We start from the raw sequence: 25,619 nt of genomic DNA, 5'->3' as shown, positions 1-25,619 counted from the left end.
CTTCCGAGGCGATGCCGCTAAATTGAGCCAGTAATGACGCCGACGCAATGGCGCCGATCACATCTGACAGCAAAAAGTGTTCCTTGATTGCCCGCTCCCCCCTGTAGGAGCTGCCGAAGGCTGCGATCTTTTGATCCTGTTTTTAAGATCAAAAGATCGCAGCCTTCGGCAGCTCCTACAGGGGAGTGTTGTTTCAGTCAGACGTACTGCGCAGCCGCGTACCCCGAGGCCCATGCCCACTGGAAGTTGAAACCGCCCAGATGCCCGGTGACGTCGAGAACCTCGCCAACGAAATACAGCCCCGGGCTTTTCAGCGATTCCATGGTCTTGGACGACACTTCGCGGGTATCGACGCCACCCAGCGTGACCTCGGCGGTGCGGTAGCCTTCTGTGCCGGCCGGGACAACTTTCCAGCTGCCGAGTTTGTCGGCGATCTGCGCCAGTTCGGCGTGGGTGTACTGCTTCATCGGTTTGGAGACGAACCAGTTGTCCGCCAACAGGTTGGCCATCTTCTTGGTGAAGATTTCCCCGAGCAGGGTTTTCAGTTCGCTGTTCGGGCGTTCGGCCACTTGCTGTTGCAGCCATGCGGCGGTGTCGTGATCCGGCAGCAGGTTGATCTCCACGGTGTCGCCCGGCTCCCAGAACGACGAGATCTGCAGAATCGCCGGGCCGCTGAGGCCGCGGTGAGTGAACAGGATGTTCTCGCGAAAGCTCTGCTCGTTGCAGCTGACCAGGCAATCCACCGACGTACCGGACAACTCGGTGCACAGTTCCTTGAGCTGATCGGTGATAGTGAACGGCACCAGGCCGGCACGGGTCGGCAGCAGTTCATGGCCAAACTGCCTGGCGACCTGATAACCGAAGCCGGTGGCGCCCAGTGTCGGGATCGACAGCCCGCCGGTGGCGATCACCAGCGATTGGCACTGAACCTGGCCGAGGGTGGTGTCGAGCAGGTAACCGCTTTCGACCTTCTCGATGGTCTGGATCGAGGTGTCCAGGTGCAACTCGACGCCGGCCTGATCGCACTCGTCGAGCAGCATGCCGAGGATGTCGCTGGATTTGTTATCGCAGAACAGCTGGCCGAGTTTTTTCTCGTGGTAGGGCACGCCATGCTTGGCGACCATGCCGATGAAATCCCACTGGGTGTAGCGCGCCAGTGCCGATTTGCAGAAATGCGGGTTACCCGAGAGGAAATTGTTCGGTTCGGTGTACATGTTGGTGAAATTGCAGCGGCCACCACCGGACATCAGGATTTTCTTGCCGGCCTTGTTCGCATGGTCGAGCAGCAGCACCTGACGCCCACGCCCGGCGGCGGTCAGTGCACACATCAACCCTGCGGCGCCAGCGCCAATGATCACGACTTCGGTAGAGCGCAAAACGGTGTCCTCTGAAATATCACCACAAAACCAACTGTTGTAGGAGCTGTCGAGTGAAACGAGGCTGCGATCTTTTGATCTTGCTCTTTAAAAACAAAGTCAAAAGATCGCAGCCTGCGGCAGCTCCTACAGGGCAGGCGTTGTTCTTACAAGACCCGTACGCGCAGCGAACGGCCCTTGATCTTGCCGTTGTTCAAGCGCTGCAGCGCCTGCATGACCACGGTGCGTTCAACCGCCACATATGACTGGAAGTCAAAGATCGCGATCTTGCCGACCTGGGCACCCGGGATGCCGGCGTCACCGGTCAGTGCGCCGAGGATGTCGCCCGGACGTACCTTGTCCTTGCGCCCGCCGGCGATGCACAGCGTGCTCATCGGTGGCTGCAGCGGGGCGCCGCCCTGGGACTTGAGGTTATCGACCTGATCCCAGTTCAACGGGGCTTTCTGCAACTGTTCGATGGCTTGCGCACGATGCGCTTCGGACGGTGCGACGAGGCTGACCGCGATGCCTTTTTCGCCAGCGCGACCGGTACGGCCAACGCGGTGAATGTGGATTTCCGAGTCGCGGGCCAGCTCGACGTTGATCACCATGTCCAGCGCATCGATGTCCAGACCACGGGCGGCCACGTCGGTGGCGACCAGGACCGACGTGCTGCGGTTGGCGAACATTGCCAGCACCTGATCGCGATCACGCTGTTCCAGGTCGCCGTGCAGGCCAACGGCGGAAATGCCTTTGGCGGTCAGGTGGTCAACGGTCTCCTGCACTTGCTGCTTGGTAAAGCAGAACGCCACGCAGGAGGCCGGGCGGAAGTGGTGCAGGACTTTGGTCACTGCGCTCATGCGCTCTTCCGGGGAAATCTCGTAGAAGCGCTGCTCGATCTGCGTGTCGTCGTGGAACGCTTCGGCTTTCACCGTTTGCGGATCACGCATGAATTTCGACGCCAGTTGCTTGATGCCCACCGGGTACGTGGCGGAGAACAACAGGGTCTGACGACGCGACGGGGTCTGCTCGATGATGTCTTCGATCGCGTCGTAGAAACCCATGTCGAGCATGCGGTCGGCTTCGTCGAGGATCAGCGTGTTCAGGCCGTCGAGGACCAGCGAACCCTTGCGCAGATGCTGCTGGATACGTCCCGGGGTGCCGACGATGATGTGTGCGCCATGCTCCAGCGAAGCGATCTGCGGGCCAAACGACACGCCGCCGCACAGGGTCAGGACTTTGATGTTGTCTTCGGCACGGGCCAGACGACGGACTTCCTTGGCGACCTGGTCGGCCAGCTCACGGGTCGGGCAGATCACCAGCGCTTGGCAACCGAAGTAACGCGGGTTGATCGGGTTGAGCAGGCCGATGCCGAACGCGGCGGTCTTGCCGCTGCCGGTCTTGGCCTGGGCGATCAGGTCCATCCCCTTGAGGATCACCGGCAAGCTCTGCGCCTGGATCGGCGTCATCTGGGCATAACCGAGGGATTCGAGGTTAGCCAGCATGGCGGCGGACAGCGGCAGAGTATTAAAAGCGGTGGCGATGGTGGTCACGGGACTGGCCTGCAAAACAAAATGTCGCGCAGTGTAGCAGCCCCGTGCCACTTTCCTCGAGAGTTCTGGACGAACAGTGCCTGAAACCCAAGGCGAGGTGGTTAAACTGTGGTGAGTGGATTCATCTGTGGTGAGGGGATTTATCCCCGATGGGCTGCGAAGCAGCCCCGGAATCTGTCACCTCAGTACATCAGGCTGATCGCATTCAACCTTTCTAGGGGGCGCTTCGCACCCCATCGGGGATAAATCCCCTCACCACAGGGTCTTCACGGCTCAAGTCAAGTTCAGTGTTCGATGTGCTCATCCGGATGTTCATCCGGGCGTTTGACCCGGCGACCGTCCTCTTTCGACAGTTGCGAGAAGATCGTCGCCGCCAGCATTGCCATCACTCCGACGGTCACAAACGTCAGCTGGAACGCCCCCAGCACGGTCTCGACGCCGTCGTTGCCGATTTCCGCCGTGAAGCCGCCCAGCAAGGCGCCGGCACAGGCCACGCCCAGGCTCAGCGACAACTGCGCCACCACCGACAGCAAGCTGTTGCCGCTGCTGGCGCTGGCGTCGTCGAGGTCGATCAGCGTCACGGTGTTCATCGCGGTGAATTGCAGCGAGTTGATCGCGCCGAGAACCGCCAGCAGGCACAGCAGCAGCCAGTACGGCGTCTGCTCGCTGACCAGACCCATGCTCGCCAGCATGATCCCCAACGCGAGGGTGTTGCCGGTGAGCACGATGCGATAGCCGAGGCGTTCGATCAGTGGTCGCGCCATCCACTTGGCAAACATCGCCGCAGCGGCCAGCGGCAGCATGCTCATCCCCGCTTGCGACGGCGAATAACCCAGCGCCACTTGCAGCAGCAACGGCACCAGAAACGGCAGGGCGCCGCTGCCCAGGCGGGCGAACAGGTTGCCGATAATGCCGACGGCAAAGGTTCGGGTCTTGAACAACGATGGGGCGAACAGCGGATTTTCCACACGCCCGGCGCGCAGCCAGTACGCCGCCAGGCAGGCCAGACCGCCGAACAGCAGCAACATCACCCGCAGGTGCGGCAAGTGCAGTTCGCCCAGACCTTCCATGGCGATGGTGATCAGGATCATTGCGGCGCCGAACAGCAGGAAACCGAGGCTGTCGAAGCGCGTGCGTTCGCTGCCGCGCAGGTCGGGAATGAACTTCCACACCGCATAGCAGCCGATGGCGCCGACCGGCAGGTTGATCAGGAAGATCCAGTGCCACGTCAGGTATTGCACCATCCAGCCGCCCATGGTCGGACCGATCAACGGGCCGAGCAGGCCGGGAATGGTGATGAAACCCATGATCCGCACCAGTTCCGAACGCGGATAGGCACGCAGCACCACCAGCCGTCCGACCGGCAACATCAATGCGCCGCCCAGGCCCTGGATTACCCGTGCGCCAACCAGCATGCTCAGGCTGCTCGATAACGCACAGAGCAGCGAGCCAATGCTGAACAGCAGGATCGCGCCGAAGAAGATTTTCTTGGTGCCGAAGCGGTCGGCGATCCAGCCCGAGGCCGGAATCAGCAAGGCCACGGTGAGCATGTAGGCGATGACCACGCCTTGCATGCGCAACGGGTCTTCGGCCAGATCCCGGGCCATGGCCGGCAGGGCGGTGTTGAGGATGGTCCCGTCGAGGGACTGCATGAAGAACGCAATGGCGACGACCCACGGCAACCAGCGGGCGGTGATGGCGTCGAGAGGCGGGCGTGTGGGCATGGAACCTCTTAGAGTGTGGGTCAGGCGGAACATTACCCTGCGGGAGCTGGCTTGCCAGCGATGGCGGATTTTCAGACAAAGTTATGTTGAATCTGATGTCCTCATCGCTGGCAAGCCAGCTCCCACAGGTTTTTGCGGTGTTACAGGGTTAGCGTGAGTCGGCTCACCAGCGCCCCCGGCAACAACGCCGACGAGGTATTGCGCTGGCTGTACGTGCTCGCCGACAGCAGCAACTCACGCTCGGCGGTCAGTGCTTCCAGCTGCGAACCCAGCAGGCTGTAGGCGCTGTCGTCGAAACGCATGGTGCTGACCGGCGCCTGAATCTCGCCGTTCTCGACCCAGAAGGTTGCGAAGCGAGTCATGCCGGTCAGGCGCGCCGCCGGTTGATCCGAGTAGTTCAGGTACCACAGGTTGCTGATGTACAGCCCGGTGCCCAACTGCTTGAGAATTTCTGCCTGTGACAGATCACCGGCCGCCATGTTCAGTGCACTCGGCATTTCACCGCCGCTGGCGCCGTTGGCGGTCAGGCCGTATTCGGCAGCACTGCGCGAGCCGACCAGTTGATCGCCGGCCTTGCCTTCGATGACCAGCCGCAGATCGCTGCGCGGATAGCCTTCGCCGGAGAACGCCGGGCTCAACGAGCCGCTGACTTTTTCATCCAGCGACACCAGCGAGCTGAACGCCTGATCACCGACATACAGCTTCTGCAGCGGACTGCTCTTGCTGGCGATCGACTGTGCGGAGAACCCGCCCCAACTGAGCATGCCCATGATTTCTTCCAGCGCGGCTGGCGCCAGATACGCCCGATATTGCCCCGGTGCGAGGGTGCGCAACGGTCGACCGAGAAACGCCAGTTGCTCGCGCGCCTGCTGGAAGCGCCGGGCGAAGCCTTCGCTGCTCCATTCGTGCCCGGCGTAGCTGGCCTTGACCGCTTCGCCGTTGTCGTGAAACAGGCTGAAGTCGAAGTTGAAGCTGTTGGCCTGATGCCAGCCAAATGCTCCCGAGGAGCTGGCGAAACCACGGCTGATCGGGCCGGCAGCATAGAAGCCGACCAGATCCAGACCTTCAGCCGCGGTGCAGATTTCCTCGACCACTAGCTCGGTGTCCGGCAGCGGATGTTGCTGTACGTTGTTGCTCTGCCAGCCGTTGTGGTTGAGCAGCAGGTACGGATCCTGCGGCAGCAGCGGCAGGGTTTCGCGCAGTTGTTGCAGGCCTTCGGCGAGGCGCTGCAGATCGGCTTCCTGATCACCGGACAGGGTGATGTGCAGGTCGGCATGACGGCCGTCGTTGATCAGCTTTAACCCGACGTCGGCTTGCTGCACCTGACCGGCCTGACGCACCTTGGCGTGATTGAAACGCACGAACGCCGAGGATTCCGCGGCATAGCTGAGGGTGAATTGTTCCGGCTCGCGCACACTGTCGCGCAGCCAATTGACCATGATCTTGAAGGCGTCGGACTGACTCTTCGAAATGCTCATCAGGCGTCTCCCCCAAACACATCAACGTTGCTGAATACGCAGGCCGGCGAAGCGTGGCCGACGCGGATCACCTGGTTCGGCTCGCCCTTGCCGCAGTTTGGCGTGCCCAGCACCATTCGGGTGCCGGCATCGCCGACCGCGCGCAGACTCTTCCAGAACTGCGCGGAAATACCTCGGTAATTCGGATTTTTCACCACACCCTTGAGTTCACCGTTCTCGATCAACTGCCCCCACTCGCATCCGAACTGGAATTTGTTGCGCGCATCGTCAATCGACCACGAACGGTTGGTGCTCATCAGAATGCCGTGCTCGATGCCGCTGATCAGTTGCGTCAGCGACTGATCGCCCGGCTCGATGTTGAGGTTGGCCATGCGGTCGATCGGTGGCCGGTTCCAGCCGCAGGCGCGGCTGTTGGCAACGCCGTCGAGGCCGGCGCGGAACTGTGACAGTGCGCCGCCCAATGGCCGTAACAGCAAGCCTTGGCGAATCAGGAATTGTTTGCTGGCCTTGCTGCCGTCGTCATCGTGGCCGTAGCTGGCCAGCTCTTCGGGAATGTCCGGATCGAAGGTCACGTTGAGCAGCTTCGAACCGTATTGCAGGCTGCCGAAGTCGCTGGTTTTGACGAAGCTGGTGCCGGCGTAATTGCGCTCGTCACCGAGGATCCGGTCAAGCTCCAGCGGGTGACCGATGGACTCGTGGATCTGCAGCATCATCTGGTCGGGCATCAGCAACAGATCGCGCGGGCCTTGCGGGGTATTTGGCGCGAGCAGCAATTGCAGGGCCTGATCGGCCACTTGCGGGCCGGCGCCGACCAGACCGCAACGGCTGATCACGTCGGCGCCACCCTGCTGACCGAAGTTCTCGCGGCCCAGGGAGCGGGTCTGGCTGTCGTTGCCGTCGTAGGCGGTGACATCGAAACTTGGATAAACGAAGCGCTGGGCCTGGCGCAATTCGGCGCCGGCGCTGCTCAGGTAAATCTGTTCGACGTGGGTGATGCCGATACTCGCTTGCCAATGCACCAGGCGCTCATCCTTTGGCACCGAGGCGGATTCCGCGCCGAGCAGTTCGAAGCATTCACTCAGCGACGGGAAGGGTTGATCGAGATTGGGCGAAAAGTAATCAGCGCGGTCACTCGATACCGGCTGATCGCGCAGGTCGAGCAAGGCGTGGGGCTTCAGTCGCCGGGCCTGCTGTTCGGCGCGCTCCAGGGCGGCTTGCAGGCCTTGCTGCGACAGGTCGTTGGTCGCTGCATAAGCCTCGACGCCGTTGACCCGGACTGTGAGCATCGCACCCTCGTCACGGCTCAGGCTGGGCGGTTCGGCGACGTTCTTGCGCACCGACAGGTATTGGCCGGACTCGCGCACATACCGCAGGGAAAAAAACTCGGCGCCCGTGCGCAAGGCAGCGAAGCGCTGCTTGAGCTGGGGGTGAAAATCGAACATTCGGAAACCTCCTTGTCATGGAGTTGCGGGGCGTAGCGATTCGGCGGGGAGGGGTGAAACGATTGCGCGAGGTCTAGAGTAGGCCTGCGTGGGGGTAGGATCAAGTGAAGAGGGGGTGTAGGAGGATTTACTGTGCAGCAGGGAGATGGATGCTGATTTGCAGGGCCTCGTCGCTGGCAAGCCAGACTCCCACAGGTTTCTCGGTGACCACAATATCTGTGAACGACGCAAAACCCTGTGGGAGCTGGCTTGCCAGCGATTAGCCGTGACGCGGTATCAAGTCTTACTGGGCAACAGGCGTGATATCACGCATCGGCTTGCCCTTCACCGGCGCACCGCCAGCAACATAGTAGGCAGCAGTGCTGCGCGGCAGCGGTTTGCGGCCACGGATCTTGTCGGCGATTTTCTCGGCCATCATGATCGTAGGCGCGTTCAGGTTGCCGGTGGTGATGATCGGCATGATCGAAGCATCGACCACACGCAGGCTCTGCATGCCGTGCACGCGGCCTTCGCCATCCACTACGGCCATCTCGTCGGTGCCCATCTTGCACGAGCAGGACGGGTGGAACGCGGTTTCGGCGTGCTCGCGGATGAACTTGTCCAGCTGCTCATCGGTTTGCACGTCGATGCCCGGGCTGATTTCGCGGCCACGGAAGGCGTCCAGCGCCGGCTGTTGCATGATTTCGCGGGTCAGGCGGATGCCGTCACGGAATTCCTGCCAGTCCTGCTCGGTGGCCATGTAGTTGAACAGGATGCTCGGGTGCTGACGCGGGTCCTTGGATTTGACCTGGATGCGGCCACGGCTTGGCGAACGCATGGAGCCCATGTGCGCCTGGAAGCCGTGCTCTTTCACACCGTTGCTGCCGTTGTAGTTAATCGCCACCGGCAGGAAGTGGTACTGGATGTTCGGCCATTCGAACTCTTCGCGCGTACGGATGAAACCGCCGGCTTCGAACTGGTTGCTGGCGCCGATGCCGGTGCCGTTGAACAGCCACTCGGCACCGATGGCTGGCTGGTTGTACCAGAGCAGCGACGGGTACAGCGAGACCGGTTGAGTGCAAGCGTATTGCAGGTACAGCTCAAGGTGATCCTGCAGGTTTTCACCGACGCCCGGCAGGTCATGGACGACCGGGATGTCGAGGCTTTCCAGCAGTTTTGCCGGGCCGACACCAGAGCGCTGCAGAATCTGCGGCGAAGCGATGGCGCCGGAGCACAGCAGAACTTCTTTGCGTGCCTTGGCTTCAACGCGCTCTTCCGCCGAACCGACCAGGTAACGCACACCGACCGCACGCTTGCCTTCGAACAAAATCTTGTCGGTCAGGGCGTGGGTAACGATGGTCAGGGTCGAGCGTTTTTTGGCGACGTCGAGGTAGCCTCGGGCAGTGGAAGCACGACGGCCGTTCGGCGTCACGGTGCGGTCCATCGGGCCGAAGCCTTCCTGCTGGTAGCCGTTCAAGTCTTCGGTGCGCGGGTAACCGGCTTGCACGCCGGCTTCAACCATGGCGTGGAACAGCGGGTTGTTGCCGGCTTTCGGCGTGGTCACGCTGACCGGGCCGTCGCCACCGTGGTAATCGTTCGGGCCGATGTCACGGGTTTCCGCTTTACGGAAGTACGGCAGGCAGTCGAGGTAGGTCCAGTCTTCCAGGCCTGGCAGTTTCGCCCAGCCGTCGTAGTCCATCGCGTTGCCACGGATGTAGCACATGCCGTTGATCAGCGAGGAACCGCCGAGGCCCTTGCCGCGACCGCATTCCATCCGGCGACCGTCCATGTGTGGCTCCGGATCGGTTTCGTACGCCCAGTTATAGCGACGACCCTGCAGCGGGAATGCCAGCGCGGCCGGCATTTGCGTGCGGAAGTCGAAACGATAGTCCGGGCCGCCTGCTTCGAGCAGCAGCACGGTGACGCCTTCGTCTTCAGTCAGACGGGTCGCCAGGGTGTTACCGGCCGAGCCGGCACCGATGATGATGTAATCGAACTCTTGGGACATTGAATGCACCCTCTTTAGATGTGGTCAGGCAGGACCTCAGCGAGTGCTGCGCACTCGAATCGCTGGCAAGCCAGCTCCCACAAGGATTGGGAGCTGCCACAGATTTGAGGGACGACTCCAAACCTGTGGGAGCGGGCTTGCCCGCGAAGAGGCCCTCGCAGGCAATACAAGACTCGGGGCTTAGAACACCGAGACGTAATCGCCCAGCTCGACCTGTACCGATTTGATGCGTGTGTAGTTGGTCAGCGAGCTGATGCCGTTTTCACGGCCTACGCCCGACTGCTTGTAACCGCCCACCGGCATTTTGGCGTCGGACTCGCCCCAGGCGTTGATCCAGCAGATACCGGCTTCCAGTTGATGAATCACGCGGTGCGCGCGGTTCAGGTCTTTGGTGACGATACCGGCGGCCAGGCCGAAGTCGGTGTCGTTGGCGCGGCGGATCACTTCTTCTTCGGTCTCGTAGGAGAGGATCGCCATCACCGGGCCAAAGATTTCTTCACGGACGATGGTCATCTCGTCGGTGCAATCGGTGAACACGGTCGGTGCAACGAAGGCGCCTTTGGCAAATTCGCCGTCGGTCAGACGCTCGCCGCCGCACAGCACGCGGGCACCTTCTTCTTTACCCTTGGCGATGTAACCCAGCACGCTTTCCATGTGGGCGAAGCTGACCAGCGGGCCGAAGTTGGTGTTTTCGTCTTCCGGGTTGCCGATGCGGATGCGCGCTACGCGCTCGACGATCTTGGCTTCGAAAGCGGCTTTCAGGTGGCTCGGTACGAACACGCGAGTACCGTTGGTGCAGACCTGACCGGAGCTGTAGAAGTTGGCCATCATCGCGGTGTCGGCGGCGCGATCCAGGTCGGCGTCGTCGCAGATGATCAGCGGCGACTTGCCGCCCAGTTCCATGGTCACGTCTTTGAGCGACGAAGCCGAAGCGCTGGCCATGACTTTCTTGCCGGTGTCGGTGCCGCCGGTGAAGGAAACTTTCTCGATGCGCGGGTGCTCGGTCAGCCAGGTGCCGACTTCACGGCCGCTGCCGGTCAGGACGTTGAACACGCCGTTTGGCAGGCCGGCTTCGGTGTAGATCTCGGCCAGTTTCAAGGTCGTCAGCGAGGTGACTTCGCTTGGCTTGAAGATCATCGCGTTACCAGCGGCCAGGGCCGGTGCGGATTTCCACAGCGCGATCTGGATCGGGTAGTTCCACGCGCCGATACCGGCGACCACGCCCAGCGGTTCGCGACGGGTGTAGACAAAGGACGTGTCGCGCAGCGGGATCTGCTCGCCTTCGATCGCCGGCACCAGGCCTGCGTAGTATTCCAGCACGTCAGCACCAGTGACGATGTCGACGTACTTGGTTTCGGAGAAGGCTTTGCCGGTGTCCAGGGTTTCCAGAGCAGCCAGTTCATCGTTGCGCTCGCGCAGGATGTCGACGGCGCGACGCAGGATGCGCGAACGCTCCATGGCGGTCATCGCGGCCCAGATTTTCTGGCCCTTTTCAGCGCTGACCACGGCACGCTCGACGTCTTCCTTGGTCGCACGTTGCACTTTGGCGAGGACTTCACCGTTCGCCGGGTTGATGGCTTCGAAAGTGGCATCGCTGCCAGCGTCGGAGTACGCGCCATCGATGTAGAGTTTTTGCAGTTCGAAACGGGCCATAGTGTCCTCGCAAGTGCATTAGTGGTTGGCGTCGACCACCGCGCTGAAACTGCGGTGGCGGTTCAGGTACCGAGCGTTTTCTGTGTGCTCTGGCTCACCTGCTTGGCCAATTGGAAATCCATGTATTCGTAAGCGATCTGTTGCGCCTGCGCGGTGTCGAAAGCGTCTCCCGACAGCGCGCCGCGCAACCACAAACCGTCGATCAACGCTGCCAGTCCACGCGCTGCGCTGCGCGCATCTTCGAGCGGCAACACACGGCGGAACTCGCAGCACAGGTTGGAATACAGACGGTGATCGTTGATCCGCTGCAACCTGTGCAAAGACGGCTGGTGCATGCTGGTGGCCCAGAAGGCCAGCCAGGTTTTCATTGCCGGGCCATTGACCTGGCTGGCGTCGAAGTTGCCTTCGATGATCACCTGCAGATGCGCCCGTGGGCTGCTGTCTGCCAGCGCCTGCCGGCGCGCGGTGACGTTCTCGCTGAGGACATTCATCAGATACCGCATCGTGGCGGCAATCAGGCCGTTCTTGTCCTGAAAATAGTGACTGATGATGCCATTCGAGACACCGGCCAAACGGGCGATCAGCGCAATGCTGGCGTCCCCCATACCGACCTGATCGACCGCCTGCAACGTGGCTTCGATCAGTTGTTGGCGGCGGATGGGTTGCATACCGACCTTGGGCATCTTGCACATCTCCTTAGGCCTTCCGACGGGCGATAAACGCCGATCGGATTGAGGGCCAGTCTATTTTGTTTTGATTGAACGTTCAATCAACAAAGAATAAGATCTGCGACAAATCGTCGCTGCCTACAGATTTTTTCTGCTTGTAAATGGCGATAAAACGACCTCCGGAAATTCTTGAAACCTGCGTGGGGCATGGCGCGGTTCGCTATTCGATGGACGTGTTGAATGGGCAAGACGCTCGGGGCCAGGTTTCGGATGAACGTCCGCACAGCTTTGGCTACGAAAGCGATTCGCAACGCCATTTCGGCAGGTTCGGGCTTTTTTCGGGGTGTCTTTATATCACCCGCCGGTCGGCTGCCAACTAACCGATTGGTCGGGTTCCGTGTTGCCTTGTGTTCTTCTCTCGCACTGCCTGGAGCATTTGTGCCATGAGTTCTGCCTCGCTAATAAAGACCCCGCCCGAGAAGGTGACGGTCAACGGTTGGGTGTTTTACACCTCGACCGCGTTGATTCTGTTGTTGACCGCCATTCTGATCATCGCCCCGCAAGAGGCCGGCAGAATGTTGGGTATGGCTCAGGCCTGGTTGTCGCGCAGCTTCGGCTGGTACTACATGGTGGTGATCGCCGCCTATCTGGTGTTTGTGGTGGGCCTGGCGTTTTCCTCCTACGGCAAACTCAAACTGGGCAGCAAGGACGATACCCCGGATTTCAGTTACGGCGCCTGGGCGGGGATGCTGTTCTCGTCGGGTATCGGTATTTCGCTGCTGTACTTCGGCGCGTCCGAGCCGCTGGACCATTACTTCAATCCGCCGGAAGGCGCAGCGGCCAGCAACCTGGCTGCGCGTCAGGCGGTGCAACTGACGTTCCTGCACTGGGGCCTGCACGGCTGGGCGATCTACGCACTGGTCGGTCTGGCCGTGGCGTACTTCGCTTACCGTCATAACCAGCCGCTGGCCCTGCGTTCGGCGCTGTATCCGCTGGTGGGCGAGCGTTGGGTCAAGGGCGCCGCCGGTCATGCGGTGGACGGTTTCGGCATGTTCGTGACCTTGCTGGGTCTGGTGACCAACCTGGGGATCGGCTCGCTGCAAGTGTCCTCCGGCCTGGAAAACCTGTTCGGCATGGAGCACAGCAACACCAACCTGCTGATCGTGATCATCGTGATGAGCACCGTGGCGACCATCGCTGCCGTGTCCGGTGTGGAAAACGGCATCCGTCGCCTGTCCAACCTGAACATCGTGCTGTTCAGCGGTCTGCTGATTTTCGTCCTGTTGTTCGGCCCGACCCTGCACCTGCTCAACGGCTTTGTGCAGAACATCGGCGATTACCTCAACGGCGTGGTGCTGAAGACCTTCGACCTGTACGTCTATGAAGGCGACAGCGCCAAGTCCGACCGCTGGCTGGGCCTGTGGACCCTGTTCTACTGGGCCTGGTGGATTTCCTGGGCGCCATTCGTCGGCATGTTCATCGCGCGTATTTCCCGTGGTCGTACCGTGCGTGAGCTGGTGGCTGGCGTGCTGCTGATTCCGCTGGGCTTCACCCTGGCGTGGCTGTCGATCTTCGGCAACTCGGCACTGGATCTGGTGATGAACCAGGGCGCGGTGGAACTCGGCAAGACGGCGCTGGAACAGCCGTCGATGGCGATCTACCAGTTGCTGGAACACTACCCGGCGTCGAAAGTCGTCATCGGTGTGTCGATCTTTGTTGGCTTCGTGCTGTTCCTGACCCCGGCCGACTCCGGCGCGGTGATGATGGCGAATCTGTCCTGCAAGGGCGGCAACGTCGATGAAGATGCGCCGCACTGGCTGCGGATCTTCTGGTCGGTGGTGATCACGCTGGTGACTATCGGTCTGCTGTTCGCCGGTAACTTCGAAGCCATGCAAACCATGGTGGTGCTGGCCGGGCTGCCGTTCTCGGTGGTGCTGGTGTTCTTCATGTTCGGCCTGCACAAGGCGATGCGTCAGGACGTGCAGATCGAACAGGAGCAGGCGCAATTGGCTGAGCGCGGTCGTCGCGGTTTCAGCGAGCGCCTGACCCAACTGGATCTGCAGCCGAGCCAATCGGTGGTGCAGCGCTTCATGGACAAGCAGGTCAGCCCTGCGCTGGACGATGCGGCCGCGCAAATGCGTGCACAGGGTCTGCAAGTGCAGACGCTGCTGGGCAAGTCCAAACGCTGCATGGGCGTGCGCGTCGAGATGGAAGAGGGCAACCCTTTCGTCTACGAGGTGAGCCTGGACGGTTACCTGGCGACCCCGACCGAATCGGCCCAGTCCGATGAGGCGCGCCAGCGTTATTACCGTGCCGAGGTGTACCTGCACAACGGCAGCCAGGACTACGACCTGATGGGCTTCACGCAGGATCAGATCACACGCGATGTGCTCGATCAGTTTGAAAGCCATCGGCAGCTCCTTGGCCGGGTGTATAGCTAAACCTTAAGTTAATGGCGAAGCTGTTTGTGGCGAGGGAGCTTGCTCCCGCTGGGTTGCGAAGCGACCCCAAGAATTTGTGAGTGCTGCGCACTCAAGCGGGAGCAAGCTCCCTCGCCAAAGTTGTCCATGTATCAAGTCAATTTCTGTACCAACAAAAACGCCGCGATCCTCTCGCGGCGTTTTTGTGTGCGGGGTTCTTACCCCAGGTTCTTGCCCAGCAACGCGTGATACAGCTCACTGTCGCCCAGAATCCCCACCACATGGTTGTTGTCGTGCAGCACCAGTTTGTTGCCGGTCTGGTAGCGAATCTGCAGCGCGTCACGCATGCCGATGTTCGAGTCCACCAGCGTCGGTTTGCGCTCCAGGCCTTCCACGGCCTGGCCCGGCGCCCAGTTCTGTAGGTTCAGCACCGAACCGTTCTGCCGCGCGCCTTTGATGGTGTTGCCTTCGGCCAGGTCCAGCCACGAGTCGCCGCCCGGGTCGAGGCACACCGAACCGTTGATGCGTTTGCAGTTGTCCAGTGTGCGCATCAGGCTGCGACCGCAGAGCACGTTGAGCGGATTGGTGTGGGCCACGAAGGTGCGCACATAGTCGTCCGCCGGGTTCAGCACGATCTCTTCCGGCACGCTGTACTGGATGATCCGGCCGTCCTTCATGATCGCGATGCGGCTCCCCAGTTTGAGCGCCTCGTCGAGGTCGTGACTGACAAACACGATGGTCTTGCTCAGCTTGCGTTGCAGTTCCAGCAGTTCGTCCTGCAGGCCCTGGCGGATCAGCGGGTCGAGTGCCGAGAACGGTTCGTCCATCAACAGAATGTCGGCGTCCATCGCCAGCGCCCGGGCCAGGCCGACCCGCTGCTGCATGCCGCCGGAGAGTTCATCGGGTTTCTTGTTGCGCCATTGGGTCAGGCCCACCAGTTCGAGCTTGTCGTCCACCAGCTTGCGCCGTTCCTTTTCCGGCCGGCCCTGCATTTCCAGACCGAAACTGATGTTCTCGCGCACTGTCAGCCACGGCATCAGGGCGAACTTCTGGAACACCATGGCGATGCGTTTGGTGCGCATCATTTTCAGCTCGGCCGGGGTGCAGGAAGCGATGTCGATCTGCTTGCCTTCGTGCTCAACGAACAGCTTGCCGCGACTGACGGTGTTGAGGCCATTGATGCAGCGCAGCAGGCTCGACTTGCCGGAACCGGACAGGCCCATCAGCACGCAGATCTCGCCTTTGTTGATGTCCAGGCTGGCCTTTTCCACGCCGACGATCTGCCCGGTCTTTTTCAGGATCTCACTGCGGGTCAAACCTTGATCAAGCAGTTTCAGTGCTTCGCGCGGATCCTTGGTGAAGATCACGTCAACGTTATCAAAGCGAATTATGCTCATGCGTCACCCCCTGCTTTGGCGTCGGGTTGTTTGCAGATACGGTCGAGCATGATCGCCAGCAGTACGATCGCCAGGCCCGCTTCGAAGCCCAGGGCGATATCAGCAGTGTTCAGTGCGTTGACCACCGGTTTGCCGAGTCCATCGGCGCCCACCAGTGCCGCGATCACCACCATCGACAGCGACAGCATGATGCACTGGGTGATGCCGGCCGCGATGCTCGGCATGGCGTGAGGCAGTTCGATCCGTGAAAGCAATTGGCGACGCGAGCAGCCGAAGGCCTTGCCGGCGTCCATCAGTTCTTGCGGGACATCGCGGATGCCCAGGTAGGTCAGGCGGATCGGCGCAGCGATGGCGAACACCACCGTGGAGATCAGGCCCGGCACCACACCCAGCCCGAAGAGGGTCAGGGTAGGAATGAGGTAAACGAAGGTCGGTACGGTCTGCATCAGATCGAGTACCGGACGCATTAAAGTGTAGAACATCGGCTTGTGCGCGGCGACGATGCCCAGCGGCACGCCGATGACCACGCAGACCAGGGTCGCGAACATGACCTGGGCGAGGGTTTCCATGGTTTCCTGCCAGTAACCCAGATTGAGGATCAGCAGGAACGAGGCGATGACGAATACCGTCAGTCCCCATTTGCGCTGGATGAAGTGGGCCAGCAGGGCGATGAGGCCGATCAGCACCAGCGGGTTGAACCAGGTCAGCGCAAACGTCACGCCGTGGATCATCGTTTCCAGAGTCACGGCGATTGCGTCGAAGGTGCTGGCGCCGTGTTGCGTCAACCATTCAACGAAGCCCGCGATGTACTGGCCTAAAGGGATTTTCTGATCAATCAGCATGGTAGTGAACGTCCGCATGCAAGGAATAAACAGCCCGGGCGAGCGAACTCGCCCGGCGTAAGGCAATTACTGTGCGAGCTTGGCTTTCACGGCTTCCAGGCCAGGTTTACCGTCAATGGTGGTCACGCCAGCGAGCCAGGTATCGAGCACCTGTGGGTTCTTTTTCAGCCAGGCCTTGGCGGCCGCTTCAGGCTTCATCTTGTCGTCGAGGATGTTGCCCATCAGGGTACTTTCCATGTCGACGGTGAACTCCAGGTTCTTCAGCAACTGACCGACGTTGCTGCATTCAGTGGTGTAACCCTTGCGGGTGTTGGTCGCCACGGTCGCAGCACCGAAATCGGGGCCGAAGAAGTCATCGCCGCCGGTCAGGTATTGAATCTTGAAGCGCTTGTTCATCGGGTGCGGCGCCCAGCCGAGGAAGACCACGGCGGTGTCGCGTTTCTGTGCGCGGTCAACCTGCGAGAGCATGCCCGCCTCGGAGGATTCGACGACTTTGAAACCGGCGTCCTTCAGGCCGAACGCGTTCTTGTCGATCATGCTCTGGATCAGGCGGTTACCGTCATTGCCGGGCTCGATGCCGTAGATCTTGCCGTCGAGCTCTTTCTTGAATTTGGCGATATCGGCGAAGTCATGCAGACCCTTGTCGTACAGGGCTTGCGGTACGGCGAGGGTGTACTTGGCACCCTTGAGGTTGGTGCGCACCACTTCGACGGTGCCGGCATCACGGTAGGCCTTGATGTCGTTTTCCATGGTCGGCATCCAGTTACCGAGGAACACGTCCATGTTCTTGCCGTCGGCCAGCGACTTGTAGGTCACGGGCACGGAGATCATGGTGGTCTTGGTCTTGTAGCCGAGGGCGTCGAGTACCACCGAAGTGGTGGCGGTGGTGGCGGTGATGTCGGTCCAGCCGACATCGGAGAAGTTCACGGTACTGCACTGAGCGGGTTCTGCAGCGTGAGCCAGTAACGGCAGACTCAGCATGGCGGCCAACAACAACGACGGGGAACCTTTCATGGATGGACTCCTTGGTGTTTTTTTTGGCAGTGTTCCGACTGTGGACCACCGCACTTATAGGTTGCGGTTGGATGGCGTTCTGGAGACAGCTCTACCACGGCGCCTTGCAATCGAGTCATAACGATCATGTACCAGTGAAAATCTGACGCCTACAGGGTGGGTCGTATCCAGTACAGGGATGGTCGCATCCAGTGTCAGTGACGTCGTTTACAGCTTTTTTCTACCCCGTTTGGCCATCTGAACCGCATAAAAACGGCGAAAACACGGGAGCAAACCGGCACGGCGTTGGTGGGCATGAGTGCGTCGGTGTCAGACGCCGGGCGACCTGACAAAAGCCTGATGATGCGGGCATTCCGGCGGATCGCAGCTTGAGCGTAGCAGCTCCGCCAGCGGGCGCTTAACGCCCGGGAACGGCATCCTCAGGAGCTCTGCAGCAATGGCTATCAGCGTTTTCGACCTGTTCAAAATCGGCATCGGCCCGTCCAGTTCCCACACCGTCGGCCCGATGCGCGCCGCGGCCCTGTTTGTCGAATCGCTGCGCGACCGGCACCTGCTCGAACAGGTGCGGCGTATAGAAGTGCAACTGTTCGGTTCGCTGTCGGCCACCGGCATTGGTCACGGCAGCGACAACGCGGTGATCATGGGCCTGATGGGCGAGTGGCCGGACGCAATCGACCCGGCGCAGATCGGCCCGCGAATCCAGGCCCTGCGTGAAACCCACACGCTTCTTCTGGACGGCCGCTTGTCGGTGCCGTTTGTCTGGGCGCGCGACATGCGCCTGATCGACGAGAACCTGCCGTTCCACCCCAACGCCATGACCCTGATTGCCGAAGGCGATCACGGCGAGATTCATCGTGACACCTACTATTCGGTCGGCGGCGGATTCGTGGTGGATCAGGCGCAGGCATCCAGCGGCGTGGTCGATCTGGATCGCACTGAATTGCCCTATGACTTTTCCAGCGCGGTGGAACTGCTGCAGCTGTGCCAAAAGAACAATCTGCGCGTCGCCGAATTGATGATGGCCAACGAAAAGGTCTGGCGCAGCGAAGAAGAAATCCGCGCCGGGCTGATGAAACTGTGGCGGGCGATGCAGGATTGCGTCGAGCAAGGCCTCAAGCACGAAGGCATCCTCCCCGGCGGTTTGAATGTGCGTCGGCGTGCGGCGAAGTTGCATCGCAACCTGCAGGAATTGAACAAGCCCAACGTGATCGGTTCGACGTTGAGCGCGATGGAATGGGTCAACTTGTTCGCCCTGGCGGTCAACGAAGAAAACGCGGCGGGCGGGCGTATGGTCACGGCGCCGACCAATGGCGCGGCGGGCATCATTCCGGCGGTGTTGCACTACTTTATGAAGTTCAGCGAAGCGGTCACCGACGCCAACGTCGTCGACTACTTTCTGGGTGCGGCGGCGGTGGGGATTCTGTGCAAGAAGAACGCCTCGATCTCCGGTGCCGAAGTCGGCTGCCAGGGTGAAGTGGGTTCGGCCTGCGCGATGGCGGCAGCGGGTCTGGCAGAGATTTTGGGCGCGACGCCGGAGCAACTGTGCAACGCGGCGGAAATCGGTCTGGAACATAACCTCGGCCTGACCTGCGATCCGGTCGGTGGACTGGTGCAGGTGCCGTGCATCGAACGCAATGCGATTGCGGCGGTGAAAGCGATCAACGCGGCGCAGATGGCCTTGCGCGGCGATGGTCAGCACTTCATCTCGCTGGACCGGGTGATCCGCACCATGCGCGATACCGGCGCGGATATGCATGACAAATATAAAGAGACTTCGCGCGGTGGTTTGGCCGTTAGCGCGGTTGAGTGCTGAGACCGTATCGCTCCCATCGCTGGCAAGCCAGCTCCCACAGGTATTTTCAGTGTGATCACGATTTCTGTATCACCACAGAATCTGTGGGAGCTGGCTTGCCAGCGATGAGGCCAGACCAGTCAAAACTGCTCGCTAACGGAACACACATAACCGCAGGCGCCACCTTTTAGCGCGTCGCAATCAGATAAGAGCTTTTCCCACTCGCAGTGCGCCATTCGCACTCCCTACCGTCCGTCACCCGTGCCTGCGGTGACACTCCCCACAAACTGCGCGCAGGCCAGTTCCCACAAGTGCTACCGATCTGCTCACAGGCAGCGGGGCAGGGCGCTCACCGCCGCTGATGGCACTTCGAAACAGCTGTTGGCCGACGTCTTGAATAGACACGTCGCGACGTCGTTTTCAGGAGTTATTGAACGGCCATTCAATTTTAGGCATGGCATTTGCTCTGTCATAACAAAGCCCGTCTCCCACGTGAGAACGCCGGCAATAACAAGAGCCTCCGCCTGAGGCCATCACCCGCTTTGTGTGAGGAGATACCGCGATGACGTCGTTCAACTCCGGGGCCCAACCCCAGAACCGTGCGCCTCAATCCATCGGCTTTCTGCTGCTGGACAATTTCACGCTGATTTCTCTGGCCTCCGCAGTCGAACCCCTGCGCATGGCCAACCAATTGTCCGGTCGTGAGCTGTATCGCTGGAGCACCCTGACCGTCGATGGCGGACAGGTGTGGGCCAGTGACGGTCTGCAAATCACCCCCGATGCCTCCATGCACAAAGCCCCGCCCCTGGACACCGTGATCGTCTGCGGCGGCATTGGTATCCAACGCACCGTGACCCGTGAACATGTGTCATGGCTGCAGAGCCAGGCGCGTCAGTCCAAGCGTCTGGGCGCGGTGTGCACCGGCAGCTGGGCCTTGGCTTGCGCCGGTCTGCTCGACGGTTTTGATTGCAGCGTGCACTGGGAATGTCTGGCGGCGATGCAGGAAGCTTTCCCGCGTGTGGCGATGAGCACTCGTCTGTTCACCCTCGACCGTAACCGTTTCACCAGTTCCGGTGGTACCGCGCCACTGGACATGATGCTGCACCTGATCAGCCGCGATCATGGTCGCGAACTATCTGCTGCGATCTCGGAGATGTTCGTCTACGAGCGCATCCGCAACGAGCAGGATCACCAGCGCGTGCCGCTCAAGCACATGCTCGGCACCAACCAGCCGAAGCTGCAGGAAATTGTCGCGCTGATGGAGGCCAACCTCGAAGAGCCGATCGACCTCGACGAACTGGCGGTGTATGTCGCCGTGTCGCGTCGACAGCTGGAGCGGCTGTTCCAGAAATACCTGCACTGTTCGCCGTCGCGTTACTACCTCAAGCTGCGCCTGATCCGCGCCCGGCAACTGCTCAAGCAGACGCCGATGTCGATCATCGAAGTGGCCTCGGTGTGTGGTTTCGTGTCGACGCCGCACTTCTCCAAATGCTACCGCGAATACTTCGGTATTCCGCCGCGTGACGAACGCGTAGGCTCCAACACCACGCAGCAAGTGGCGATGCTGCCGCTGCCGCAGGCCATCGTGATGTCGCCGCTGTCGGGGCCGATGTCGGCGTTGAGTCAGGCGCGCAATGAGTCGACGTTTGCCAGCGTAAGGCTGTAGACCGCGTCGATCTTATCGCTGGCAAGCCAGCTCCCACAGGTTCTGCGGTGATACAGATATCTTGATCACACCGAAAATCCCTGTGGGAGCTGGCTTGCCAGCGATGACGGTCTGTCAGGCGCTGTGGCTTTGCTGATAATCCGCCAACGCGGGCAACAACTGCTTGTCGATCGCCTGACGCACCGCAGGCTGAATACTGGCGCCGCTGGTGTACATGTCCTTGACCATTTTGCGCAGTTCAAACGCACGCACATTGTCCAGACCACGCACCGCACACTCACAGGCCTGCTCGGCGGTCGAACCGCTCGGCACCTGAAAACCCAACGCCTTGAGCTGGCCCAACAGGTCTTCCTGATCGATCAAATCGGCATACATCATGGCGCGCTTCCTTCTTCGGCAATGGAGGTCGTGGCTCGATTCTGGTGGGCATGCGCAGGCACGGCAAGGGTGATTTGTCGCAGTGGCCGCGACGGCTATGAACAGGTCGTTTTCGGCTAACTCAGTGCCAAGGGGAGTGGGCACACTGGCCTCAGCTCGCTACAGACGGTTTGGTCACCCTCGACTGGCAGCTCCTCAACAGTACCCTCTGCCCCGATCCTGTCACGGCTTGTATCGGGGCTTTTTTTAATTTTATGAAAGTCAAAAGATCGCAGCCTCCGGCAGCTCCTACAGTTGAAATGCGATCCCCTGTAGGAGCTGCCGGAGGCTGCGATCTTTTGCTTTTAGCGGTCTAGCGTTGCAACACCAGAATCCGCGACAACAACTCATCCCGATCGACGTAGCAGCCCTGGAAATGCCGCGCCCCGGTGGCCGGGTCAAATGCATTGCGCGCATGCAGCGTGCGGCGATTGTCAAAGCACCACAGTTCACCCGGATTGAGTCGCTGCATCAGCCGAAAACGTGGCTCACGGGTCATGGCGATCAAGCGCCGATAGGCCCGATACAGCAGCGGCATTTGCTCCACCGACGTATCGAATGCGCCACGCAGAAAGTTTGCCATGCGAATCTCCGCCACCCGGCCCAACGCGTCCAGTGCAATGATCGGCGCCAGGCAGCGATAGTCGCTGTGGCGGTCCTTGTTGCGAAACTCCACGGGGATTTCGCACAGTGCCTGAAACAGCTCCGGTGCTTCCTGACGCAACGCGTCGGCAATCGCGAAACCGTCGACAAAAATACTCTCGCCACCTTCGGCATCATTCACCAGGCAATGCAGAAATTGCAGCCCTGGTTGCAGCTCGCGAGTCGGCAAGTCGGTGTGCAACGGCAGGTTGAAAGCGGTGTAGGCGTTGCTGTCGGCATCGGCCTTGGACTGCACGTTGAACAGTACGCCGAAATTGCTCTCGCGGATGAATGAAATGCGCTGGGCGATCAGCTTCAGCGAACCTGGTTCGGTGGGCACGCCGCGCACCTGAGTCAGGCCGATGTCGCGCACCGCGATCAACCATTGCAGCAGCGCACCGTTGTCGTTCACCAGCGCTGAATAGTCGAATGCCGGTAGCTGCAAATTGCTGCGCCACAGATAGGGCTGAGGTTTAGCCGCCAGACGTTCGGCGCGGGACTCGTCGTCATAGGCGTGGGCGCGCAGCCAGCCCGGATCGAAGCGACTGTGGTGGCCGTCCTGCCAGTCGATCTGCAGACAGCCGTCGCTGTCGATGTGCGCGTTGACGGGAGCCAGATCCGGCGCGGCATCGACGATCTCGAATACCTGCTCGCGGGTTACGGTGTAGACGCACTGTTCACACGGGCAGTTGTCCCGCAACCAGACATGGTGAAACGGGCTGACACGGCCATCAGCCCAGGCCAGCGAAACGCGATCCGTCAGGTTCTGCACGCCGCTCAGCGCGCTGATCAACGGATAACTGCGGAAATCGGCAACAGCGGCAGCGGTGTGCATAGTGGCTCCTTGCGTGGGAGGAATTAGCGGGCGGGTGGCAGGGCGATGACGCGGCCGATGTAAGCCGGGGCGGGCAGATCGACTTGCTCGGCGACGATGGCTTGCAGACGGTTCAAGGTATCCGGGGTGAATGGCGCCGAACGCGGGCCGGCGAGGTCGACGTGCAGCAGCATTTGCTCGTTACCGGCCAGTTCCTTGTCGTCGCCGGCCAGGTGCAGGCTGTGATAGAGGTGCAGGCGTTTGCTGTCGTGACCGATGATCTGCGTGCGCACTTCGACCTCGGCGTCGAGCTTCACTTCGTGCAGATAATTCACGTGCAGTTCGAGGGTAAACAGTGAGTGGCCGCTGGCCTCGCGGTTGTTACTGTCCATGCCGAGACGGTCCATCAGGGCGTCCGTGGCGTAGCTGAAGATCAGCAAGTAGAAGGCGTCGCGCAGGTGGCCGTTGTAATCGACCCAGTCGGGGATGATGGTGGTTTGGTAGGTGGTGAGGGTTGGCATGGTTGAACTCCATAGATCGCTGGCGCAATACACATTGTGGCGAGGGACTTGCTCCCGCTGGGCTGCGCAGCAGCCCCAAAACCTCTGATCGCGGTGCGTCGGTCAGACAGCATTCGCTGGTTTTACGACCGCTTCGCGGCCGAGCGGGAGCAAGCTCCCTCGCCACAGGGGAAGGCGATTACTCGCTGAAACTCATCCCGTGCTTTTCCTTGGTGGTTTTCACCGCCTCCAGTACCGCCAGCAGGCAGTCATCACGATAGCGCTCCAGCGCTGAAATGCTGTGGCGGCCAAGCTGATCGCTGGTGCCATCGACCACATCGTCAATCAGCTTGTCAGTCAGCTCCGGTGCCGGCAGATACGTCCACGGCAACTGCAGCGCCGGGCCGAACTGCGACATGAAGTGACGCATCCCCGCGTCACCACCGGCCAGCGTATAAGTCAGGAACGTGCCCATGAACGACCAGCGCAGTCCGGCGCCAAAACGGATCGCGTCGTCGATCTCGCCAGTCGTCGCCACGCCGTCGTTGACCAGGTGCAGCGCCTCGCGCCACAGCGCTTCGAGCAAACGGTCGGCGATGAACCCTGGCACTTCCTTGCGCACATGCAACGGGCGCATGCCGAGGAACTCGTAAACCTTCATAGCCGCTTGCACAGCTTCCGGCGCGGTGTGCTTGCCGCCGACCACCTCCACCAGCGGCAGCAGGTAAACCGGATTGAACGGGTGGCCGACCACGCAGCGTTCAGGGTGGGTCGAACTCTCGTAGAACTCGCTCGGCAACAGGCCGGAAGTGCTGGAGCCGATCAGCGCATCGGGTTTGGCCGCCGCGCTGATTTTGCTGTGCAGTTCCAGTTTCAGCTCGAGGCGTTCCGGGGCGCTTTCCTGAATGAAATCGGCATCGCGTACGCACTCCTCGATGGTTGCGACAAAACGCAGACGATCCTGCGACGCACCCGGCGCCAGACCGTTTTTCTCCAACGCGCCCCAGGCATTGGCCACGCGTTTGCGCAGTGCGGCTTCGGCGCCGGGCGCCGGGTCCCAGGCCACCACGTCGAGGCCGTGGGCGAGGGCACGCGCGACCCAGCCGCTGCCGATGACACCGCTGCCGAGGGCGGCGAAGGTTTTGATGTCGGTGATAAAGCTCATAGGAACTCCCTGAAAAAGGTGTTTCCTGTAGGAGCTGCCGCAGGCTGCGATCTTTTGATTTTGATTGTTTGAAGCAAGATCAAAAGATCGCAGCCTTCGGCAGCTCCTACAGGTGAAATTGGGGTGCAGTCGGGGCCCCATTTTGGGGGCTGAGATTTAGCCGCGCTGGGTCAGGCCCATCTTTTTGCGGCCTTCAGCCGGGGTCAGCACCCGGGCGCCGAGGCGGCTGAGGATCTCGGTGGCGCGTTCGACCAGTTGGCCGTTGGTCGCCAGCACGCCTTTGTCCAGCCACAGGTTGTCTTCCAGGCCGACCCGCACGTTGCCGCCAAGCAGCACCGCTTGTGCGGCCATCGGCATTTGCATGCGGCCGATGCCGAACCCGGCCCACACCGCGTCCGCCGGCAGGTTGTCGACCATGGCTTTCATGGTGGTGGTGTCCGCCGGAGCGCCCCACGGGATGCCCAGGCACAGCTGGAACAACGGGTTGTCGAGCAGGCCTTCCTTGATCATCTGTTTGGCGAACCACAGGTGGCCGGTGTCGAAAATTTCCAGTTCGGCCTTCACCCCCAGTTCGGTGATGCGCTTGGCGCCGGCGCGCAGTTGCGCCGGCGTCGAGACGTAAATGGTGTCGCCGTCGCCGAAGTTCAGCGTGCCGCAATCGAGGGTGCAGATTTCCGGCAGCAGTTCTTCAACGTGGGCCAGACGGGTCAGCGGGCCGACCAGATCGGTGTTCGGGCCGAACTCCATCGGATGCTCGCCAGCACCGATTTCGAGGTCACCGCCCATGCCGGCGGTGAGGTTGACGATGATGTCGACGTCAGCCTCGCGGATGCGCTCCATCACTTCGCGGTACAGCGCCACGTCACGGCTGAACTTGCCGGTCTGCGGGTCGCGCACATGGCAGTGCACCACCGTGGCGCCGGCCTTGGCGGCTTCCACGGCAGCCGCGGCGATCTGTTTCGGGGTGACCGGCACGTGCGGGCTCTTGGCGGTCGTGTCGCCAGCACCGGTGAGTGCGCAGGTGATGATGACGTCGTGGTTCATGGTGCGGTTTCCTTCAGGCGTGATGGGTCTGTTCGCAGCCCGGTCG

19 protein-coding genes are annotated in these 25,619 nt (G+C 61.1%); 3 read left to right on the top strand and 16 right to left on the bottom strand.

Annotated elements, in window-relative coordinates:
- Nucleotides 1–197: 197 nt before the first annotated feature.
- The 8 genes from GTQ41_RS25635 to betI all read right to left on the bottom strand — a co-directional run bounded on the left by GTQ41_RS25635 (nt 198) and on the right by betI (nt 11,875).
- A complete protein-coding gene (locus tag GTQ41_RS25635; RefSeq protein ID WP_047297088.1) occupies nt 198–1,376 on the bottom strand; it encodes an NAD(P)/FAD-dependent oxidoreductase in 1,179 nt (392 codons plus the stop codon).
- A gap of 146 nt (nt 1,377–1,522) precedes the next feature.
- On the bottom strand, nt 1,523–2,860 hold the full coding sequence (dbpA, locus tag GTQ41_RS25630) for an ATP-dependent RNA helicase DbpA (protein ID WP_230679399.1): 1,338 nt from the start codon (nt 2,858–2,860) through the stop codon (nt 1,523–1,525).
- 332 nt (nt 2,861–3,192) lie between these two features.
- Nucleotides 3,193–4,632, bottom strand: a complete 1,440-nt coding sequence (gene mdtD / locus GTQ41_RS25625; RefSeq protein WP_047297086.1) for a multidrug transporter subunit MdtD — start codon at nt 4,630–4,632, stop codon at nt 3,193–3,195.
- 140 nt (nt 4,633–4,772) lie between these two features.
- Nucleotides 4,773–6,110, bottom strand: a complete 1,338-nt coding sequence (locus GTQ41_RS25620; RefSeq protein ID WP_047297085.1) for a TldD/PmbA family protein — start codon at nt 6,108–6,110, stop codon at nt 4,773–4,775.
- Nucleotides 6,110–7,552 carry a TldD/PmbA family protein gene (locus tag GTQ41_RS25615; RefSeq protein WP_047297084.1) on the bottom strand — a complete coding sequence of 481 codons (1,443 nt, stop codon included), beginning with the start codon at nt 7,550–7,552 and terminating at the stop codon, nt 6,110–6,112. Before GTQ41_RS25615 ends, GTQ41_RS25620 begins: the two co-directional genes overlap by 1 nt.
- 283 nt (nt 7,553–7,835) lie before the next feature.
- Nucleotides 7,836–9,539: a choline dehydrogenase gene (betA, locus tag GTQ41_RS25610; protein ID WP_047297083.1), complete on the bottom strand. Its 1,704-nt coding sequence runs from the start codon at nt 9,537–9,539 to the stop codon at nt 7,836–7,838.
- 180 nt (nt 9,540–9,719) lie between these two features.
- Nucleotides 9,720–11,192, bottom strand: coding sequence for a betaine-aldehyde dehydrogenase (gene betB, locus GTQ41_RS25605; RefSeq protein ID WP_047297082.1), 1,473 nt, complete (start codon nt 11,190–11,192; stop codon nt 9,720–9,722).
- 62 nt (nt 11,193–11,254) lie between these two features.
- Nucleotides 11,255–11,875 carry a transcriptional regulator BetI gene (betI, locus tag GTQ41_RS25600; RefSeq protein ID WP_041063389.1) on the bottom strand — a complete coding sequence of 207 codons (621 nt, stop codon included), beginning with the start codon at nt 11,873–11,875 and terminating at the stop codon, nt 11,255–11,257.
- A 485-nt stretch (nt 11,876–12,360) separates the two neighbouring features.
- Here betI and GTQ41_RS25595 point away from each other — a divergent pair, with 485 nt between their 5' ends.
- Entirely contained in the window at nt 12,361–14,301 is a 1,941-nt protein-coding gene (locus GTQ41_RS25595; RefSeq protein ID WP_230679398.1) for a BCCT family transporter, read from the top strand.
- Between the two features lie 197 nt (nt 14,302–14,498).
- Here the strand turns inward: GTQ41_RS25595 and choV are convergent, their stop codons facing one another.
- From choV to GTQ41_RS25580, 3 genes are all read right to left on the bottom strand, one after another.
- Entirely contained in the window at nt 14,499–15,677 is a 1,179-nt protein-coding gene (gene choV / locus GTQ41_RS25590; protein ID WP_041063385.1) for a choline ABC transporter ATP-binding protein, read from the bottom strand.
- Nucleotides 15,674–16,519 (bottom strand): choline ABC transporter permease subunit, encoded by an 846-nt coding sequence (choW, locus tag GTQ41_RS25585; protein ID WP_041063383.1) that lies wholly within the window; start codon nt 16,517–16,519, stop codon nt 15,674–15,676. The genes choV and choW overlap by 4 nt, the downstream gene beginning before the upstream one ends.
- Nucleotides 16,520–16,585: 66 nt before the next feature.
- Nucleotides 16,586–17,533 (bottom strand): choline ABC transporter substrate-binding protein, encoded by a 948-nt coding sequence (locus GTQ41_RS25580; RefSeq protein ID WP_041063381.1) that lies wholly within the window; start codon nt 17,531–17,533, stop codon nt 16,586–16,588.
- A 436-nt stretch (nt 17,534–17,969) separates the two neighbouring features.
- On the opposite strand from GTQ41_RS25580, the gene GTQ41_RS25575 reads away from it, so the two are divergent.
- Nucleotides 17,970–19,346 carry an L-serine ammonia-lyase gene (locus GTQ41_RS25575; RefSeq protein ID WP_047297080.1) on the top strand — a complete coding sequence of 459 codons (1,377 nt, stop codon included), beginning with the start codon at nt 17,970–17,972 and terminating at the stop codon, nt 19,344–19,346.
- Between the two features lie 541 nt (nt 19,347–19,887).
- Complete coding sequence (locus GTQ41_RS25570) at nt 19,888–20,991, top strand: GlxA family transcriptional regulator (protein ID WP_007949927.1); 1,104 nt, start codon at nt 19,888–19,890, stop codon at nt 20,989–20,991.
- A 114-nt stretch (nt 20,992–21,105) separates the two neighbouring features.
- Here GTQ41_RS25570 and GTQ41_RS25565 read toward each other — a convergent pair whose 3' ends face one another.
- The 5 genes from GTQ41_RS25565 to GTQ41_RS25545 all read right to left on the bottom strand — a co-directional run bounded on the left by GTQ41_RS25565 (nt 21,106) and on the right by GTQ41_RS25545 (nt 25,573).
- The gene (locus tag GTQ41_RS25565) at nt 21,106–21,369 is read right to left on the bottom strand and encodes a hypothetical protein (RefSeq protein WP_007962640.1); all 264 of its coding nucleotides are present in this window, start codon (nt 21,367–21,369) and stop codon (nt 21,106–21,108) included.
- A 352-nt stretch (nt 21,370–21,721) separates the two neighbouring features.
- Nucleotides 21,722–22,885: a gamma-butyrobetaine dioxygenase gene (locus tag GTQ41_RS25560; protein WP_047297079.1), complete on the bottom strand. Its 1,164-nt coding sequence runs from the start codon at nt 22,883–22,885 to the stop codon at nt 21,722–21,724.
- Between the two features lie 23 nt (nt 22,886–22,908).
- Nucleotides 22,909–23,385: a thioesterase family protein gene (locus GTQ41_RS25555; RefSeq protein ID WP_047297078.1), complete on the bottom strand. Its 477-nt coding sequence runs from the start codon at nt 23,383–23,385 to the stop codon at nt 22,909–22,911.
- Nucleotides 23,386–23,563: 178 nt separating this feature from the next.
- Nucleotides 23,564–24,529, bottom strand: a complete 966-nt coding sequence (locus GTQ41_RS25550) for an L-carnitine dehydrogenase (RefSeq protein WP_047297077.1) — start codon at nt 24,527–24,529, stop codon at nt 23,564–23,566.
- A gap of 156 nt (nt 24,530–24,685) precedes the next feature.
- Entirely contained in the window at nt 24,686–25,573 is an 888-nt protein-coding gene (locus tag GTQ41_RS25545; protein ID WP_007962632.1) for a 3-keto-5-aminohexanoate cleavage protein, read from the bottom strand.
- Nucleotides 25,574–25,619: the final 46 nt, after the last annotated feature.

This window comes from Pseudomonas sp. AN-B15 (genome assembly GCF_019056475.1).
GTDB classification, from domain to species: Bacteria; Pseudomonadota; Gammaproteobacteria; order Pseudomonadales; family Pseudomonadaceae; genus Aquipseudomonas; species Aquipseudomonas parakoreensis.
Note: the sequence above shows the minus strand (reverse complement) of the source record. Positions and strands in the feature narration are given on the sequence as shown.

Coding starts and splice junctions, on each gene's coding strand:
- dbpA (WP_230679399.1), bottom strand. CDS start 2,860: ATGCTGGCTAACCTCGAATCCCTCGGTTATGCCCAGATGACGCCGATC.
- mdtD (WP_047297086.1), bottom strand. CDS start 4,632: ATGCCCACACGCCCGCCTCTCGACGCCATCACCGCCCGCTGGTTGCCG.
- GTQ41_RS25620 (WP_047297085.1), bottom strand. CDS start 6,110: ATGAGCATTTCGAAGAGTCAGTCCGACGCCTTCAAGATCATGGTCAAT.
- GTQ41_RS25615 (WP_047297084.1), bottom strand. CDS start 7,552: ATGTTCGATTTTCACCCCCAGCTCAAGCAGCGCTTCGCTGCCTTGCGC.
- betA (WP_047297083.1), bottom strand. CDS start 9,539: ATGTCCCAAGAGTTCGATTACATCATCATCGGTGCCGGCTCGGCCGGT.
- betB (WP_047297082.1), bottom strand. CDS start 11,192: ATGGCCCGTTTCGAACTGCAAAAACTCTACATCGATGGCGCGTACTCC.
- betI (WP_041063389.1), bottom strand. CDS start 11,875: ATGCCCAAGGTCGGTATGCAACCCATCCGCCGCCAACAACTGATCGAA.
- choV (WP_041063385.1), bottom strand. CDS start 15,677: ATGAGCATAATTCGCTTTGATAACGTTGACGTGATCTTCACCAAGGAT.
- choW (WP_041063383.1), bottom strand. CDS start 16,519: ATGCTGATTGATCAGAAAATCCCTTTAGGCCAGTACATCGCGGGCTTC.
- GTQ41_RS25580 (WP_041063381.1), bottom strand. CDS start 17,533: ATGAAAGGTTCCCCGTCGTTGTTGTTGGCCGCCATGCTGAGTCTGCCG.
- GTQ41_RS25575 (WP_047297080.1), top strand. CDS start 17,970: ATGGCTATCAGCGTTTTCGACCTGTTCAAAATCGGCATCGGCCCGTCC.
- GTQ41_RS25570 (WP_007949927.1), top strand. CDS start 19,888: ATGACGTCGTTCAACTCCGGGGCCCAACCCCAGAACCGTGCGCCTCAA.
- GTQ41_RS25565 (WP_007962640.1), bottom strand. CDS start 21,369: ATGATGTATGCCGATTTGATCGATCAGGAAGACCTGTTGGGCCAGCTC.
- GTQ41_RS25560 (WP_047297079.1), bottom strand. CDS start 22,885: ATGCACACCGCTGCCGCTGTTGCCGATTTCCGCAGTTATCCGTTGATC.
- GTQ41_RS25555 (WP_047297078.1), bottom strand. CDS start 23,385: ATGCCAACCCTCACCACCTACCAAACCACCATCATCCCCGACTGGGTC.
- GTQ41_RS25550 (WP_047297077.1), bottom strand. CDS start 24,529: ATGAGCTTTATCACCGACATCAAAACCTTCGCCGCCCTCGGCAGCGGT.
- GTQ41_RS25545 (WP_007962632.1), bottom strand. CDS start 25,573: ATGAACCACGACGTCATCATCACCTGCGCACTCACCGGTGCTGGCGAC.